Annotated in this window: 18 protein-coding genes; 8 read left to right on the top strand and 10 right to left on the bottom strand. The window is 64.0% G+C overall.

The annotated features are described in order from the left end of the window. The first annotated feature begins 35 nt into the window (after positions 1-35). Both GC088_RS13280 and GC088_RS13275 read left to right on the top strand, forming a co-directional pair. On the top strand, positions 36-1,094 hold the full coding sequence (locus tag GC088_RS13280) for an iron-siderophore ABC transporter substrate-binding protein (RefSeq protein WP_323959463.1): 1,059 nt from the start codon (positions 36-38) through the stop codon (positions 1,092-1,094). A 143-nt stretch (positions 1,095-1,237) separates the two neighbouring features. Further along, positions 1,238-1,543: a PRC-barrel domain-containing protein gene (locus tag GC088_RS13275; protein ID WP_323959462.1), complete on the top strand. Its 306-nt coding sequence runs from the start codon at positions 1,238-1,240 to the stop codon at positions 1,541-1,543. A gap of 54 nt (positions 1,544-1,597) precedes the next feature. Here GC088_RS13275 and GC088_RS13270 read toward each other — a convergent pair whose 3' ends face one another. The 7 genes from GC088_RS13270 to GC088_RS13240 form a co-directional block, all read right to left on the bottom strand. Then, positions 1,598-1,831 (bottom strand): DUF6480 family protein, encoded by a 234-nt coding sequence (locus GC088_RS13270; protein ID WP_323959461.1) that lies wholly within the window; start codon positions 1,829-1,831, stop codon positions 1,598-1,600. Then, the gene (locus GC088_RS13265; RefSeq protein WP_323959460.1) at positions 1,828-2,085 is read right to left on the bottom strand and encodes a hypothetical protein; all 258 of its coding nucleotides are present in this window, start codon (positions 2,083-2,085) and stop codon (positions 1,828-1,830) included. The genes GC088_RS13270 and GC088_RS13265 overlap by 4 nt, the downstream gene beginning before the upstream one ends. A 107-nt stretch (positions 2,086-2,192) precedes the next feature. After that, a complete protein-coding gene (locus GC088_RS13260; RefSeq protein WP_323959459.1) occupies positions 2,193-2,951 on the bottom strand; it encodes an iron ABC transporter ATP-binding protein in 759 nt (252 codons plus the stop codon). Further along, positions 2,948-3,955: an iron chelate uptake ABC transporter family permease subunit gene (locus tag GC088_RS13255; protein WP_323959458.1), complete on the bottom strand. Its 1,008-nt coding sequence runs from the start codon at positions 3,953-3,955 to the stop codon at positions 2,948-2,950. The genes GC088_RS13260 and GC088_RS13255 overlap by 4 nt, the downstream gene beginning before the upstream one ends. Then, a complete protein-coding gene (locus GC088_RS13250) occupies positions 3,945-4,964 on the bottom strand; it encodes an ABC transporter permease (RefSeq protein WP_323959457.1) in 1,020 nt (339 codons plus the stop codon). The genes GC088_RS13255 and GC088_RS13250 overlap by 11 nt, the downstream gene beginning before the upstream one ends. A gap of 60 nt (positions 4,965-5,024) precedes the next feature. Beyond that, positions 5,025-5,993 carry a siderophore ABC transporter substrate-binding protein gene (locus GC088_RS13245; RefSeq protein WP_323959456.1) on the bottom strand — a complete coding sequence of 323 codons (969 nt, stop codon included), beginning with the start codon at positions 5,991-5,993 and terminating at the stop codon, positions 5,025-5,027. Positions 5,994-6,157: 164 nt separating this feature from the next. Continuing rightward, positions 6,158-7,507, bottom strand: a complete 1,350-nt coding sequence (locus GC088_RS13240) for a DUF2252 domain-containing protein (protein WP_323959455.1) — start codon at positions 7,505-7,507, stop codon at positions 6,158-6,160. A gap of 53 nt (positions 7,508-7,560) precedes the next feature. On the opposite strand from GC088_RS13240, the gene GC088_RS13235 reads away from it, so the two are divergent. The 5 genes from GC088_RS13235 to GC088_RS13215 all read left to right on the top strand — a co-directional run bounded on the left by GC088_RS13235 (position 7,561) and on the right by GC088_RS13215 (position 10,402). Then, entirely contained in the window at positions 7,561-7,758 is a 198-nt protein-coding gene (locus tag GC088_RS13235) for a hypothetical protein (RefSeq protein WP_323959454.1), read from the top strand. Between the two features lie 92 nt (positions 7,759-7,850). Then, complete coding sequence (locus GC088_RS13230) at positions 7,851-8,417, top strand: CPBP family glutamic-type intramembrane protease (RefSeq protein WP_323959453.1); 567 nt, start codon at positions 7,851-7,853, stop codon at positions 8,415-8,417. 63 nt (positions 8,418-8,480) lie between these two features. Then, the gene (locus GC088_RS13225) at positions 8,481-9,590 is read left to right on the top strand and encodes a mechanosensitive ion channel family protein (RefSeq protein WP_323959452.1); all 1,110 of its coding nucleotides are present in this window, start codon (positions 8,481-8,483) and stop codon (positions 9,588-9,590) included. A 33-nt stretch (positions 9,591-9,623) separates the two neighbouring features. Beyond that, on the top strand, positions 9,624-10,001 hold the full coding sequence (locus tag GC088_RS13220; RefSeq protein ID WP_323959451.1) for a DUF7793 family protein: 378 nt from the start codon (positions 9,624-9,626) through the stop codon (positions 9,999-10,001). Between the two features lie 23 nt (positions 10,002-10,024). Then, positions 10,025-10,402: a DUF7793 family protein gene (locus GC088_RS13215; protein ID WP_323959449.1), complete on the top strand. Its 378-nt coding sequence runs from the start codon at positions 10,025-10,027 to the stop codon at positions 10,400-10,402. A 79-nt stretch (positions 10,403-10,481) separates the two neighbouring features. Here GC088_RS13215 and GC088_RS13210 read toward each other — a convergent pair whose 3' ends face one another. Both GC088_RS13210 and GC088_RS13205 read right to left on the bottom strand, forming a co-directional pair. Next, on the bottom strand, positions 10,482-12,350 hold the full coding sequence (locus GC088_RS13210) for a glycogen debranching N-terminal domain-containing protein (RefSeq protein ID WP_323959448.1): 1,869 nt from the start codon (positions 12,348-12,350) through the stop codon (positions 10,482-10,484). A gap of 20 nt (positions 12,351-12,370) precedes the next feature. Next, the gene (locus tag GC088_RS13205; protein ID WP_323959447.1) at positions 12,371-13,405 is read right to left on the bottom strand and encodes an NAD-dependent epimerase/dehydratase family protein; all 1,035 of its coding nucleotides are present in this window, start codon (positions 13,403-13,405) and stop codon (positions 12,371-12,373) included. Between the two features lie 129 nt (positions 13,406-13,534). Here GC088_RS13205 and GC088_RS13200 point away from each other — a divergent pair, with 129 nt between their 5' ends. Next, on the top strand, positions 13,535-14,626 hold the full coding sequence (locus GC088_RS13200; RefSeq protein ID WP_323959446.1) for a YihY/virulence factor BrkB family protein: 1,092 nt from the start codon (positions 13,535-13,537) through the stop codon (positions 14,624-14,626). Between the two features lie 53 nt (positions 14,627-14,679). On the opposite strand, the gene GC088_RS13195 is transcribed toward GC088_RS13200, so the two are convergent. Further along, entirely contained in the window at positions 14,680-14,955 is a 276-nt protein-coding gene (locus GC088_RS13195) for a hypothetical protein (protein ID WP_323959445.1), read from the bottom strand. Between the last annotated feature and the right edge of the window lie 91 nt (positions 14,956-15,046).

Below are 15,046 nucleotides of genomic sequence, written 5' to 3'. Positions count from 1 at the left end.
ACGGTCCGTTCCCGTCACGAAAGTCAAGGATTCCCATGGCCCCCACACGTCTGCGCGGTCTTTTGGCTGCGGCTGCAGTCGCGGTAATGTCCCTCTCCGCCTGCTCGACAGGACCCGCCGGCGGCGGCTCCGAAGCAGCCGGCGCAAATGAGGCCGGCTCTGCCGACGCCTTCCCGGTCACCATCGAGCATGCCTTTGGGGAGACCGTTATCGAGGAGAAGCCCGAGCGCGTTGCAACCGTGTCGTGGGTGAACGCGGACGTCGCGCTGGCACTCGGCGTGGTGCCGGTGGGTATGCCGCTGGATGACTACGGCGCAAACGAGAACGGCTCCACGCCCTGGAAGGACGCCAAGCTCGAGGAACTCGATGCTGCTATCGGCTCCGAGAACGCGCCCGTGCAGTACTCGGAGACGGATGGGATCGCCTTTGATGAGATAGCTGCCACCAACCCTGACGTCATTCTCGCGGCCTACTCCGGCCTGACCGAAGAGGAATACAACACGCTGAGCGAGATCGCTCCGGTGGTGGCCTACCCGGACGCCGCGTATGGCACCGCCTGGCAGGACTCCACGACGATGACGGGTGAGGCTCTTGGCCTTACCGAGGAAGCCGAGAAGCTGGTCGCCGACACGGAAGCCCGGATCGCGGAGGCCGCAGCTGAATATCCGGCCATCCAGGGCAAGTCCTTCATCTTCGGCAACCTCGAACCGGCCAGCGCCGAAGGCGTGAACATTTACACCGAGGGCGACAACCGACCGCGGTTCCTGACGCAGCTTGGCATGGAGTTGGCCGCCGTCGTTTCCGAGAACACCAAGGGTGAAGAATTCTTCTTCCCCTGGTCTGCCGAGCGCGCGGATGAGCTCGAGTCCGACGTGTTCGTCACGTGGGTTCCCGACGACGCTACGAAGCAGGCTATCGCCGACGACCCGCTGCTCGGCCAGATTCCGGCTGTGAAGTCCGGTGCGCTGGTGGCCGACGCCGATAACACGCTTACGCTTTCGATCTCGGCTGCAAGCCCGCTCAGCCTGCCCTGGGCGCTCGACAAGTGGCTGCCAATGATCAATGAAGCTGCCGAGGCGGCTGACGCAGCCTGACCCAAACCGACAAGAAGGGCACTCCTCCGGACTGCCCCTTCTTGCATCAACGTTGCGAACTGCCTCCTGATGCACTGGAATGGTAAGGGTACTTGTTATTTGGCCGGTACTAGCTGGTCATGGCGACGGACAGGAGAGGCATCATGGATCCGCTCGGTATGGAGGAACTACAGACAGCCATCGCGTGGGATGCGAACGGGGAGAAGCTGGGCAACGTCACGCAGGTGCACCTCGACGGCATCTCCGGACGGCCCGCATGGATCACGGTGGGCCTCGGATTGCTTGATTCCAGGGAGCACTTCGTGCCGCTGACCGGAGCGCGGCTCGACGGCGACAACCTGTACGTGGCTGTCTCACGGGACAAGATCAAGGACTCGCCTGACTTCAAGTCGGTCGAAGGGCTGAGTGCAGAGCAGGAAGACGAGCTGCGCACGTATTACCGCGCCTGAGCCAGTGAACGTCAAAGGCCCGGACTGAAACAGTCCGGGCCTTTGCCGTGCAACTTAGCTGAAGAGGCCTGCTATGTACCCTACGAAGTACAGCAGGCCCAGAAGCACAAAGATGCCGATGAGGACCAGCCAGATCCGGGACGCAGCCTTGCCCGGTGCGTCCTCTTCGTGCCCCTGCGTCATGTTGGTGCTGCCTTCCGCGGGAGGAGTCTCTCCGGGAGGCACCCCGCCGCCCGGTTCAAGGCCCGTGATGTGTTCCTTCTCCGGATCCGGGTTTTGGCTGCTCATGACTGCTCCTCTCCGGACGAATCCGACTTGTTGGAAGTACGTGGGGTCCAGGACATGGTGATGTCCGCGCCCCCGGCTGTTTCGGTGACGTAGAGATGAAGATCCTCACCGTAGAGGTTCTCGTGCTCGACGACGTCACCGGCCTCTTCTGCCATCTCGACCAGCCGGCTGATCGCTACTGACATCGCCCTGCCCCAGTCGTGCGGGTGCTTGCTGTCCGACTCCTCCGTGACGGAAAACTTCTTATCTGCCATACCTACTCCTCACTGCCCAGTACGGCGCGTGCGGGCTGCAGCGCCATTGATAAGCAAGCTTTGTAGTGATTCCGGTCCCACATTAGCAGGAGGCTCAGGAGGAAGCGTCAGGAGAAGTAGACCCCGATACGGTTGCCCGCGATCTCCTCGATCCGAATGTCGATGTCGTAGATCTCGCGCAGCAGGGACGTATGCATCAGTTGCGCGGGAGTGCCCTCGTGGAGAACAGCTCCATCGCGCATCGCGATGATGCGGTCGGAATAGCAGGAGGCGAAATTGATGTCATGGATGACAAGAACCACGGTCTTGCCCAATTCGTCCACCGTCCGCCGCAGCATGCGCATCAGGTCCACCGCGTGCTTCATGTCGAGGTTGTTCAAGGGTTCATCGAGCAGGATGTAATCGGTGTCCTGGGCCAGGACCATGGCAATGAAGGCACGTTGACGCTGTCCTCCGGACAGTTCATCGACAAATCTGTCCGCGAGGAGGCCGAGGTCCAGGTAGTCCAGCGCACGTTCCACGTGGGCGCGGTCGTCAGGGGTGGGGCGGCCCTGGTTGTGCGGGAACCGGCCGAAGCCCACGAGGTCCCGGACAGTGAGGCGGACGGTGAGCTGGTTCTCCTGGCGCAGGATAGCCAGCTTCTTCGCCAGGGTATTGCTCGCCGTCGTCGTGATGTCCATGCCCTCGATCACCACAGAGCCGCTGTCCAGCGGGAGCAGCCGGCTCATCAGCGACAGCAGGGTCGATTTGCCGGCGCCGTTTGGGCCGATGATCGACGTGATCCCTCCCGGAGCAATGCCGGCAGTGACGGAGTCGACGACGGTGGTTGCGCCGAACGCCTTGGATACGCCATTCAGCTGGATCATTTGACCGAACCTTTCAGGAGCAGGGCGATGAAGACGATCCCGCCGATGAATTCAATGACGATGCTGAGCGCCGTATCGAAGCCGAAAATCCGCTCAAGGGTCAGCTGGCCCCCCAGAAGCGCGATGGCGCCCAGCAGCACCGCGATGGGCAGCACATACCGGTGTCGGAACACCGAGCAGAGTTGGTAGGCGACAGAAGCGACGAGCAGTCCGAAGAAGGTGATGGGGCCCACCAGCGCCGTGGACACAGCAACCAGGACGGAGCAGATCACGAGGACCTGCGTAACGGTCGTCCGATGGTTCACCCCAAGGTTGACCGCGGTTTCGCGCCCAAGGGCCAGCACGTCGAACCGGTTGCGGATGCGCCAGCCGGCGATGCTGGCCGCAAGGATGGTCAGGGCGGAAACCCCCAACAGGGAGGAGTCCACATTGTTGAAGCTCGCGAAAAAGAGGTCCTGGAGGACAACGAACTCGCTGGGATCGATCAGACGCTGCAGGAGCGAGGAGATCCCACGGAACAGCGTGCCGAAGACAATGCCGACCAGAAGCACCAGGTGAAGCGACTTCCCTCCGCCGACGAAGAGCCACCGGTAGAGCAGCCAGGAGAAGCCGACCATCAGCACCACTTCCAGAATGAAGCGCGTGCCCGCTCCCATCGTCATCAGCGCCTGCGTGCCGATCGTGAAGGCAAGGAACGTCTGCAGAAGGATGTAGAGCGCGTCGAACCCCATGATCGACGGCGTCAGGATTCGGTTCCCTGTGACAGTCTGGAACAGCACGGTGGAGATGCCGACGGCGTAGGCGACCAGCAGCATTGCAGCAACCTTGTTGGCGCGCAGCGGCAGGACGTACCCGAGGTTTCCCTTGAGGTCGATGGTCATGAACGTAACCACAAGCGCAGCGACGGCGACGCTAAGGATGAGTATCCAGGTGCCGGGGCCGAGGGTTTTCAGGGGAGTTCGCCGTCGTGCCCTTACTGCGGCGGGCAGGGTGTCAGGCGACATTACGGCGGCTCCTCAGCAGCAGGTACAGGAAGGTGGCCGCTCCCACCACGGACAGGACGGTGCCTACGGGAATCTCATAGGGGTACCGGATGAGCCGGCCGAGGATGTCGCAGACCAGGACGAGTCCCGCTCCCAGCAGCGCAACCCAGGGTACGGACCGGCGCACGTTGTCGCCGATCAGCATCGACACAAGGTTGGGCACCACCAGGCCGAGGAAGGGGACGGCGCCGACCGTCACCACGACGACGGCGCTGATAAGCGAGACAAGCACCAGACCCAGGGCCATCACGCCGCGGTAGTTGAGCCCGAGGTTGGTGGTGAAGTCCTTTCCCATCCCGGCCACGGTGAAGCGGTCCGCCGCGATGTAGCCCACTACGGCAAGGGCCCCCACCAGCCAGAGGAACTCGTAGCGGCCGGCAAGTACACCTGAGAAGTCGCCCACCATCCAGCTGTTGAGGCTCTGCAGAAGGTCGAACCGGTAGGCGAAGAACGTGGTGACGGCCCCGACGATGCCGCCCAGCATGATGCCGACCAGCGGAACCACCAGCGTGTTGCGCAGCGGAACGCGCTGCAGGATCAACAGGAACAGGGCGGTGCCGGCGACGCCGAAGACGGCCGCGACTCCCATTTTCGCGAGCAACGGGGCCGCCGGCACCAGTATGGTGACGACGAGGATGCCGAGCATGGCTGACTCGACCGTTCCCACAGTGGAGGGCTCAACAAACTTATTGCGCGCCATCAACTGCATCAGGAGGCCGGCCACGCCAAGCGCGATCCCGGTCAGGAGGATGGCGAGCGTACGCGGAATCCTGCTGATGAGCAGGATGCGGCCCGCCGTGCCGTCGGAGGAGTCCGAGAGCAGGGTGGAGATCGAGACGTCACTGACCCCGATGAAGAGGCTGGTGATGGAAAGAACGACGACGGCGAGCACCGCCAGGGCGGGCAGCAGCAGGACGCGGCGGCGCGGCGTCGTCGGCTGGGTATCCGTTGGAGAGAGTTCGGTGATCATGGGAGGAGCGGTGCCGGCCACCCTGCGGGTGGCCGGCACCAGCGGCTCAATGGATGTGAGTTAGCCGGCCAGCGCGTCGTTGACCGAGGAGACCATGGCCTCAACGTTGCCCAGGCCGTAGCCCACGAGGTACCAGCTCGCAGCATCCAGGTAGACAATCTGGTCGTTCTGGGCGGCGGTGGTGCCGTTCACAAGTTCGTTGTCGAGGACTGCCGCAGCGGCTTCGCCGGACTCGCCCAGGGCTGCATCGCGGTCGATGACGAACAGGTGGTCGGGGTTGGCCTCGGCGATGAACTCGAAGGAGACGGACTCGCCGTGGGAACCTTCGGCCTTGACGTCCGCGGCTGTCTGGACACCGAGTACGTCATGAATCAGGCCGAAGCGGGAGCCGGCGCCGTAGGCAGTGATTTCGCCCGCGTTGGTGAGTATGACCAGCCCGGTTCCTGCATTCTTCGCGTTCTCGTTGGCCTCACCGATCGTCGAATCGATCTCGGCGAGCCGGTCGGCAACGGCGTCTTCCTGGCCGAAGATCTCGCCGAGTGTGGTGCTGATTTCCTTGAAGCTTTCGATCGGGGCAGCCTGGTCGACGCTGAGGTCGATGGTCGGGGCGATCTCGCTGAGCTTGTCGTAGGAATCTGCGGTGCGGCCAGAGATGATGATGAGGTCCGGCGCACCGGCAGCGATTGCTTCAAAGTCCGGCTCCTTCATCGAGCCGATCTTGGTGTATTCATCCGATGCGTAGGCCGCCAGGGACTCGGGGAATGCCGCTTCGGGAACGCCGGTCACGTCGACGCCGAGGCTGTCCAGCGTGTCCAGCGCTCCGAGATCGAACGTGTAGACGTTCTCGGGGTTGGCCGGGACCTCGGTGGAACCCTGTGCATGCTCAACGGTAACGGTGGCAGAGGAGTTGGTGCCCTCCGTTGTGCCGCCGGAGTTGCTGTCGGCGTCAGCGGATCCGCCGCACGCTGAAAGGGTCAGGGCAGCCGTCGCCAGCGCGGCGAGCACGCTGAGCTTTCCGGGATTTTTCACGAAGAGACTCCAAGGATGGATCGGATGGGGAACCGGCCGGCCCGGTATTAAGTAAGGTATGTCTTACCTAATTCGAAAACCAAACCCACCGAGCGTGTACTGCGTCACATCGGTAACAGAGATGGTGCGCCGGGAAGGGACTCTCCTTGAGGATCAAGGAGGACTTAGATGGAGGGAATGCCGGGGATGCGGTTCTCCCGGAAAGCGTCCACGAACAGAGCGTGATCGTCGCGGACTTTACGCGCGTAGTCCAGCGAGAATTCCAGCAGGTCTTCGATGAATTCCTCCCGCCGCCCTTGAGTCACATCCAGGATGGCCCGTTCTGTCTGGAAGTTCACAAGATCCTGGTCGCTGTCCTCGTCGGAGGCACAGTGCACTTTCGCCGTCGCCTTACCCAGGTCGACAAGCACCGGACCGATTTCGTCCGGCTCCGTCAGTGCGTCCCACCGTAGGTCGGCCTTGTAGGGGGAGAGTTCATCCACAACGAAGCCCACGCCGTCGATCGTGGTGTAGCCGAGGAATGAATCGGTGTGTACCTGCAGGGCCCGCTGGCTGATTACTGTGCGGTGCCCGTCGTGCTTGAAGTAGGAGCGCACCCGTTCATCGGTCACGATGCGGCTGGGCGCAGCGACATTTCCCTGCTTCATCGAGATGATGATGTCGTTCTCGAGCGCCTGGTTGTAGCCCTCGATCAGAACGTTGTAGGCGGGCAACCCGGCGCTGCCGATCCCGAAACCCGTACTGCCGACAATGTCCTTCACGTAGTAGAACACCTGCCGCGCCGACTTCTTGTCCTTCGGAATTGTTCCAAGGTAGTCCTCAAAGGCCGCGTTGACTTTGGCGTACTCCTCCTCGTCGAGATGCCGGGTATTCCTGCTCCGCCGGAAATGGCGCTCGTGGTCCTCCACCAGGGTCATGGCATCGAGGAGGTCCGTGCGCCTCGCTGCTCGCGCCGTCAGCAGCACGCCGTGAATAGCGCCCTCGGTGCTCGAGAGGTGCAGGCCGAAGTCGTCATGGCCGACGTCGTCGTAGTGGCCGACCTGGTCCAGGTAGGCGGACAGGTAGGTGCGGATCAGGGAACGGACAGCCTCCTCGGGGAGCGCCTTCTGCCAGGCCAACAACGCGAGCGAGGCGGTGAACCGCCGAAGGTCCCAGGAGAAGTGGCCAAGGTAGGCCTCGTCGAAGTCGTTGATGTCGAACGCCAGTTCCCCCGTACTGCTCATGTACGTACCGAAGTTCTCGGCGTGCAGGTCGCCATGGATCCAGACCCGCGCGGTTCGTTCATCCGCCCAGCGGTCGTTGAGATCCTTCATGTCGCAGTAGAAGAGGCAGGCGCTTCCACGGTAGAACGCGAAGGGGTCGGCTGCCATCCTGCGGAACTTGGTGCGGAAGCCCCGGGGGTCGGCCTCCATGAGGGGCTTGAAGGCATCCACGAGGGTGTCCGCGATGAGCTTTTCGCGGGCATTTCCCATGCGTTTTTCACGGGTATTCCCCTGGACGGCGCTGTCTGCCATTGTGCAAGTGTAGGGCCGTAACCGGCAGGCGCGGCAGGGCGTAAGCTCGAACCATGACCCCTCCGGCGCGCCTCGATGCTCGACCCCGCCTGGCGCCGGTCATTCCGGCGGCGCTGGTGTCTGTTTCCGGGTTCCTCACCTTTGCACTTGAACAGCGCTTCGCCGGGTACGCGGTGCTGGCGCTGGCGCTCGCCGCAGCGTGGTTCTCCGGCCGGGGGGTCGGAGATCGGGGAAGTGGCCGGGGGCGGTAGGCAACTCCCTGCTCCGGGACCTGTCCTGCCTCGCCATCGGGCTGGTAATTATCAGCGCTGTCCCCATCACCACTGACATCAGCTTCAGCCATATGGCGATCATGGGCACTGCGATGGTCCTCGCAGTGGGCGTTCCCTACACACTGTCGCGGTTCGTCTTCCGCGATCACGCCATTCGGTTCCCCGTGCTCACCGGCCAGAAATGGAACCGCACCGAGCGCTGGTACCTGCTTGCCGTCGTCGTTATCGGGTACCTGGTGCTGCCTGTGTACATGGTCCCCACCGGGGTCTATGAGAACTGGCCCGCGGCGTCGTCTCCGAGCACGATCTCACGACTGTTCCTGGGCACCAACGTCCTAGGGATCTGGGACGAACTGTTCTTCATCTGCACCGCCTTCACGCTGCTGCGCAGGCACCTGCCCGAGTGGCAGGCCAATGTGCTGCAGGCAGTGCTGTTCACGTCGTTCCTATGGGAGCTGGGCTTTCACGCCTGGGGTCCGCTGCTGATCTATCCGTTCGCCCTTGTGCAGGCGTGGATCTTCTCCCGGACCAAGTCGCTCAGCTACATCGTCAGCGTGCACCTGCTGTTTGACTTCGTGCTCTTCCTGGTCCTGCTCCATGCACACAACCGCGAGTGGTTCGCGTTCTTCCTCTACTGAGCCGGTGCCTGATCGGAAGCGTCGATTTGGAGGAGCCCGGGGGAGGTTTGAGACGGTAGGGTCATGGACCTTCTCGAGATGATTGCTCCCTTCCTTGCCGTGGCAGGCGCCGTTTTCGCCGCCGTCGTGCTGGCCTGGATCATCCGCCGGGTGGCGGCCCGCGCACTCCGGAAAGTGCCGGCCGTCCGCGAGGCAACCGGCAAGGTCCGCGGTCCGCTGCAGGCGGCGCTGGCCGTCCTTGGTGCGCGGATTGCCCTGGGCGCAACAGCGTCCGACGCCGGTTGGTTCCCGCCCGTGGACTATGTCCTCGTGCTCGCGCTCATAGTCACGCTCACCTGGCTGCTGGTGGCGGTGCTGTCCGTAATCGAGACAGTCGTGCTGCGGCACTACGCGGCTTCAGGCCGGGACCACCGGTTGGCGCGCAGGCTCACAACCCAAATCATGATCGCGCGCAGGGTGGCCGTTGCGGTCATCATCACCCTTGCCCTGGCCAGCATCCTGCTCACCATTGACGAGGTACGCGCACTCGGTGCCGGCATCCTCGCTTCGGCCGGCCTGATCTCGATCGTTGCGGGACTCGCGGTGCAGAGTTCGCTGACCAATGTCTTCGCCGGTGTCCAGCTCGCCTTCACGGACGCCATCCGCGTCGATGACGTGGTCCTAGTGGAAGGCGAGATGGGAACCATCGAGGAAATCACCATGACCTATGTTGTGGTGCAATCGTGGGACGAACGCCGGCTCATCCTTCCCTCCACCTACTTCACCTCCACGCCCTTCGAGAACTGGACCCGGCGCCGCTCGGAGCTGCTCGGCACCGTGGAACTGGACCTTGACTGGCGGGTGCCGATCGAGGCCATGCGCACGCGCCTGCAGGAAATCCTCGACGGCTCGGAGCTATGGGACGGCCGCAACGGGAAGCTGCAGATCACCCAGGCGACGGACGGCCTGGTCCGCGCACGGATCCTCATCAGCGCCGCCGACAGCGGCGCGCTCTGGGACCTGCAGTGCCTGGTTCGCGAGCAGATGGTCGGGTTCATCCAGTCCGGTTTCCCGGAGGCGCTGCCACGGCAGCGCTGGGAGGCGGTGCCGCCGTCGTCGGCTTCTGCTTTTTCACAAGCCGACGACGACGTTTCGCGCGGCTCCCTGCACGACGACCGCCTCTTCACACGATAGATTTTCCTTCAGCAGCCAACGACGGGAGAAGGCGTGAGCGCGGATCAGACGGAGCACCGGTTTGTCCTGCGCCGTGACGACGGGTTCGTTCGGGTGGAGTGGAACAGGGGCGTCACGGTAAGTGAGCGGGACGCACGGGAGCTGGTCCAGCGGCTCGAAGAAGTCAACCCTGACGTGTGTGAGCCGATGGTGGCGATCCTGAATTCGATGGTCTCGCTCGATGCCGCGGCGCTCGCCATCCTGGCAAACGACCTCAACGTGTCGGCACTGGCGATTGTGGGACCGACGGCAGTGGACCGAACAATCGCCCAGTACTTCAGGGAGGTTCACCAGCCGGCCTTCCCCACGCGCTACTTTCCGGCCGCGGCCGCTGCGATCGATTGGCTTCGGACTCCGGGGCATTCCAACTGATAATCCAGTGGGGGGATTTGGATATGACAACTTCATCCGGCTGGCAGCCGCGCTTCGACCTGACCGACGAGGGCGACTTCCTGCGGCTCTGCTGGCATCCAGGGGTTCAGATGGAGCTCTCCGATGTCCAGGCGAGTGTGTCAGCGGTTGAGTCGGTCTCCCTGGACTGCAAACGCCCACTGTTGGTGCACATCGACGCTGTGAGCGGCATCAGCACCGAGGCGAGGGAGCTGCTCCTCGAGGAAACCTGCTCAAGCCGCACCGCGGTGCTGGGCTCGGATGAGGTGGCCAGGGTCATGACTGCGTTCAACTACCGTGCCGCCACGCCCAGCCGGTACTTCTCTGACGAGGCCCAGGCCCTCAGCTGGCTCCTCGGCCCGGAGCCGGAACCCGGCGCTTGAATTCATCCGCTGCTGTTCAGTTCGCTCACAGCGCTCACAGCGCTCACAGCGGTCACAGCGGTCACAGCGGTCACAGCGCTCACAGCGCCTTCAGCGCCTGGGCAATAGGAACCGACGACGCCGCCGCCCACGCCTGGGGGCGGCAGGACGCCGGATAGGGCACCGGCGGCCAGACTTCCGACGCCGCGTGCCCGGCGAAGAGCTCGGGCAGCCGCCAGTTGAAACCTTCGGCCGCCTTGAGGAGACCTGCGGCTAGGGCGGCGGCTTCCTCGGCGAAGCCGTCCTTGAGGAGCCCGCTGATGATCATGCCCGTGTCGTGGCTCCACACCGAGCCTGCGTGGTAGCGCGTGGGCCAATAACCGCCGTTCGTCGTCGACACCGTCCGAATTCCGTAGCCGGAAAACATGGTGGGATCCAGAAGACGGCGTGCGACCAGCGCCGACTCCTCGGCATTCAGGATGCCGGTGCCGAGCAGGTGGCCCATGTTGCTCGCTACTCCGTCAACGGGCCGCTTCGAGGCATCCAGCGCGATGGCCGGGTACGGTCCCTCGCGGTCGGTGCACCAGAACTGCTCGCGGAACCGTTCCTGGAGGGTGTGCGCGTACTGCCGCCACTCCTCGCCGCCGGGCCGGCCGAGGGCATCCAGCAGCGCCGCCCCGCCAAGTGCTGCCTCGTACGCATAGGCCTGGACTTCCGCAAGTGCAATCGGACCATCTGCCAGGGATCCGTCATGCCAGCGGATTGAGTCGCCGGAGTCCTTCCAGCCCTGGTTGGCGAGGCCGTGTCCGCTCTCGTCGAGGTACTCGAGGAAGCCGTCGCCGTCGGAATCTCCGTGGTCCCGCAACCAGGCAAGCGCACGCTCAAGGTTGTCCAGGAGGTCTATGACCTCCGGCTCCGGCAGGCCGGCCCGCCAGGCGTCGTGAAGCAGGCAAATCCACAGCGGCGTGGCGTCGATGGTGCCGAAGTAGACAGGGGGAAGCGAGATGCCGGAATTCCCCTCGGTGAAGGACAGCGTGCCACGGCGGACCTCGTGCAGGATCTTCCCCGGCTGTTCCGCGGTGTCCGGATCCGTAAGCCGGCCCTGCCGGGCCGCAAGTGCGCGGAGGGTGCTTCCGGCCAGAGCCTGGTCGATGGGCAAAAGCAGGCGCGCAGAGATGAGCGAGTCCCTGCCGAACATGGTGAAGAACCAGGGCGCACCCGCGGCGAGGAAGCTGTCGTCGGGCCGGTCGGCCGAGGCCATGCGGAGGCTGTTCAGGTCCGAGATCGAGCGGTTCAGGAGCCGCTGCAGAGCATTGCTTTTGACTGCGGGAGTTTGCAGTTCCGCTCCGCGCGGCGCAACCATCGGTGCGCCTGCATCCGACACGGTGAGCCGCCAGTCCAGTTCGACGGCGCCGCCCGGCGCCACCTCCACCTGCCAGGTGAGGGTGACGCGGTCGCCGTCGTACTCAATTTCCGCTCCGGGTGCCTCGAGTGCCGCGATCGTGTCCTCATCCCTCCAGTTCCACCGTGAACTGGACAGTGAGAGTCCCGACTGGCCCGCGGTGCCGGACTTGACCCTCTCCATTGGAGCGTTGTCGGCCTCCAATACCAGGCTCACCAGCTGCTGCACGGGAACGTCGAACGCGGATTCCAAGCGGAGCCGCTCCGCTACGCCGGATGCATCAGCGCTCCGGCTGCGGATCAGGTGCAGGAGGGGATCGGCTACCTGCGACTCCACCCTGACGAAGTGAAGGTAATCGATCCGCCGGGTCGAACGGACCTGCGTGGAGACCCAGTCCGGCTCCCGCCCATTGACCGTCAGGACAGCGGAGCGGATGACTCGGTCATCACCGCAGGAGATGCCCTGCGCGCCGTCGTTCCGGATTTGCCCGGTGGGATCGGCCCACGCCTGGATGGGAGCGCTGAAGACACCGGTGAGATCGTGCAGGTAAGGTTGGAGATAGGACACGGGGGCAGGGCGGGGAGGAGCTAGCGTCCGGAGCGCAGGCTGGGGGATGCGTTCACGCCGTTCTTGAAGGCAAGGCCCTCAATGACTTCGCGCACTGCAGCGACGGAAGACCGGGTGGGTTCCCAGCCCAGCAGCGTGCGCGCACGGTCAGTGTTCATCACGGGTGCCTGCGCCGCCATATCGATCCACCCCGGGTCCGTGGCCTGGAGGTGCAGCGACCACGACGCCGACACCACCGCCCGAAGCACCGGAACCGGCAGGTCGAAGACACGCTTGGCGCCGAGCAGGCCGCCGAGTATGCGAGGGTTCAGCACAGGATCCGCGGCTATGTTGAAGGCGCCAGAGGCGCGCTGGTCGATGATCCGCCAGTAGGCATCCGCCATGTCCGCGGCGTGCACTGCCTGGAACACCAGTTGCGACGGGATGGGGAGGATGGGCAGCGCCAGCTTGTTGAGGATGAACTTGGGGACGAGCGGGCCGAGGAAGTACCGGCCGATCTCGTCTCCAGCGTCGGCCTGGAAGATCAGGCCCGGGCGCACCCGCGCCACAGGAATTTCCGGGAAATCGCGTTCGAAGGCGTCGAGGAGATCCTCCTGGGCCGCCTTGTGCCGGCTGTAGTGCGAGGTTGCGATGCCGCCGGTGGGCCAATCCTCGCTCACCAGCTGATCCTTGCGCGCCGGACTGTAGGCGCCTACCGAAGAGGCGCAGACGAAGTGCCTCACACCGGCGTCGGCCGCGGCCTGCAGCGCGTTCTCGGTGCCCTTGACGTTGGTGCGATGCATCGCTTCCTCGTCCCGGTTGGGCTGGATTGCCCAGGCAAGGTGCACGACGGCGTCGGCCCCCTTCAGTGCGGAGGTGAGGCTGTCGCGCCCCGCGTCGGTGCCGACGTCGGCGGTGTGCCACTCAACCCCGGCGTAGGGGTGGTGCTCGAGGGAGGGCTGACGACGGGAGACCCCCACCAGTTCAATGCCCGGGTTCTCTTCGCGGGCCTGCTGGAGCCTGCGCAGAAGCGCCGTGCCCACGTTGCCTGTTGCCCCTATGACGGCGATGCGCATGCGGACCCTCTCGATCGATTTGGAAGCCCTGGACCCTGAAATCCACACTAAAGCCTCGACCCCTTATTGCAATAGTAAGTATCCTTATGGTTCGGTGGGGAAAGGTGATTCTGAACCGGAGGTAGAAACGTGAGCACTAAAGATCCCGCGAAGGCGGATTCGGCAGAGGAAGCCACACAGGCGAAGGCAGCCTCAAGCCCGCACCCCGATGACTCCCGAAAGCCGGACGATCCGACTGACATCGCAAAACCGGCCTGGGGATACATCTTCAAGCGGACCATCAACGAATTCAGCAAGGACCAGTGCACGGACCTCGCGGCCGCGCTGACGTATTACGCGGTCCTTGCCATCTTCCCGGCGCTGCTGGCGCTGGTGTCCATCCTCGGCCTCTTCGGCCAGGGCCAGGCAACCACGGATGCCGTCCTAAACATCCTGTCGAGTGTCTCACCCGACGCTGAGCAAACCCTTGAACCGACGGTGCAGCAGTTGACCTCGTCAAGCGCGGCGGGCTTTACCTTCATCATCGGTCTGGTCGGCGCCATCTGGTCCGCATCCGGATTCGTTGGTGCCTTCTCCCGCGCAATGAACCGCATGTACGAGGTTGAGGAGGGACGTCCCTTCTGGAAGCTCCGCCCCACCATGCTGCTGATCACTGTTGTGGTGCTGCTGCTCGTCGTGCTGATGGCACTCCTGCTGATCCTGTCCGGCCCGATCGCTGAGAGTGTGGGAAATGCCATCGGCCTCGGTTCCACCGCGGTGACAATCTGGAACATCGCGAAGTGGCCCGTCATGGTGTTCTTCGCCGTACTGATGATCGCGGTCCTCTACTACGCGGCTCCGAACCTGAAGCAGCCCAAGTTCAAATGGGTGAGCATTGGTTCCATCATCGCCCTGGTGGTCCTGGCGCTGACCACGGCTGCCTTCTCGTTCTACGTTGCCAACTTCGGAAACTACGAGCGAACCTACGGTGCAATCGCGGGCGTCATCATCTTCCTCCTATGGCTGTGGCTGGCGAACCTGTCGCTCCTCTTCGGTGCAGAGTTCGACGCCGAGCTGGAACGTGGGCGCGAACTGCAGGCCGGCATCAAGGCAGAAGAAACCGTGCAGTTGCCGCCGCGTGACACCAAACAGGCTGACAAGAAGCGGGACAAGCACATTGAGCTCGTCGACCGCGGTCGGGAGCTCCGCAACGAGTACGGCCGCGACAAGGCGAACCGGTAAGGAGGCGGAAAATGACTTCCATCGCAGACATGATTCTTGCCCACCCCAGGCCCTCAGGGCACCTGCAGGCCGGAGACCTGGCAGCTGCGATCGAGGCGTGCCTCGACTGCGTGGCTACCTGTGGCAGCTGCGCCGATGCCTGCCTCGGTGAGGAAGGTATCGAGGACCTGCGGCACTGCATCCGCACCAATCAGGACTGCGCGGACATCTGCCTGGCCACAGCGCGCATGCTGCAACGGCAGGGAGGCCATCATCCGGCCGTCCTGCGGCCACTTCTGGAGGCCTGTGTGCAGGCGTGCCGGAACTGCGCCGAGGAGTGTGAACAGCACGCCTCGATGCACGACCACTGCAGAATCTGCGCTGAAGCCTGCCGACGGTGCGAGGCATCCTGCATGGCGCTCCTGCAGAGCCTCGGCAGTT

It is taken from the genome of Arthrobacter sp. JZ12 (assembly GCF_035189165.1).
Taxonomy (GTDB): domain Bacteria; phylum Actinomycetota; class Actinomycetes; order Actinomycetales; family Micrococcaceae; genus Arthrobacter_D.
This window is presented reverse-complemented; position numbering and strand designations above follow the sequence as displayed.

What these genes read in the sequence shown, in the direction of transcription:
- GC088_RS13280 (WP_323959463.1), top strand. Translation starts at nt 36, where the DNA reads ATGGCCCCCACACGTCTGCGCGGTCTTTTGGCTGCGGCTGCAGTCGCG.
- GC088_RS13275 (WP_323959462.1), top strand. Translation starts at nt 1,238, where the DNA reads ATGGATCCGCTCGGTATGGAGGAACTACAGACAGCCATCGCGTGGGAT.
- GC088_RS13270 (WP_323959461.1), bottom strand. Translation starts at nt 1,831, where the DNA reads ATGAGCAGCCAAAACCCGGATCCGGAGAAGGAACACATCACGGGCCTT.
- GC088_RS13265 (WP_323959460.1), bottom strand. Translation starts at nt 2,085, where the DNA reads ATGGCAGATAAGAAGTTTTCCGTCACGGAGGAGTCGGACAGCAAGCAC.
- GC088_RS13260 (WP_323959459.1), bottom strand. Translation starts at nt 2,951, where the DNA reads ATGATCCAGCTGAATGGCGTATCCAAGGCGTTCGGCGCAACCACCGTC.
- GC088_RS13255 (WP_323959458.1), bottom strand. Translation starts at nt 3,955, where the DNA reads ATGTCGCCTGACACCCTGCCCGCCGCAGTAAGGGCACGACGGCGAACT.
- GC088_RS13250 (WP_323959457.1), bottom strand. Translation starts at nt 4,964, where the DNA reads ATGATCACCGAACTCTCTCCAACGGATACCCAGCCGACGACGCCGCGC.
- GC088_RS13240 (WP_323959455.1), bottom strand. Translation starts at nt 7,507, where the DNA reads ATGGCAGACAGCGCCGTCCAGGGGAATACCCGTGAAAAACGCATGGGA.
- GC088_RS13235 (WP_323959454.1), top strand. Translation starts at nt 7,561, where the DNA reads ATGACCCCTCCGGCGCGCCTCGATGCTCGACCCCGCCTGGCGCCGGTC.
- GC088_RS13230 (WP_323959453.1), top strand. Translation starts at nt 7,851, where the DNA reads ATGGCGATCATGGGCACTGCGATGGTCCTCGCAGTGGGCGTTCCCTAC.
- GC088_RS13225 (WP_323959452.1), top strand. Translation starts at nt 8,481, where the DNA reads ATGGACCTTCTCGAGATGATTGCTCCCTTCCTTGCCGTGGCAGGCGCC.
- GC088_RS13215 (WP_323959449.1), top strand. Translation starts at nt 10,025, where the DNA reads ATGACAACTTCATCCGGCTGGCAGCCGCGCTTCGACCTGACCGACGAG.
- GC088_RS13205 (WP_323959447.1), bottom strand. Translation starts at nt 13,405, where the DNA reads ATGCGCATCGCCGTCATAGGGGCAACAGGCAACGTGGGCACGGCGCTT.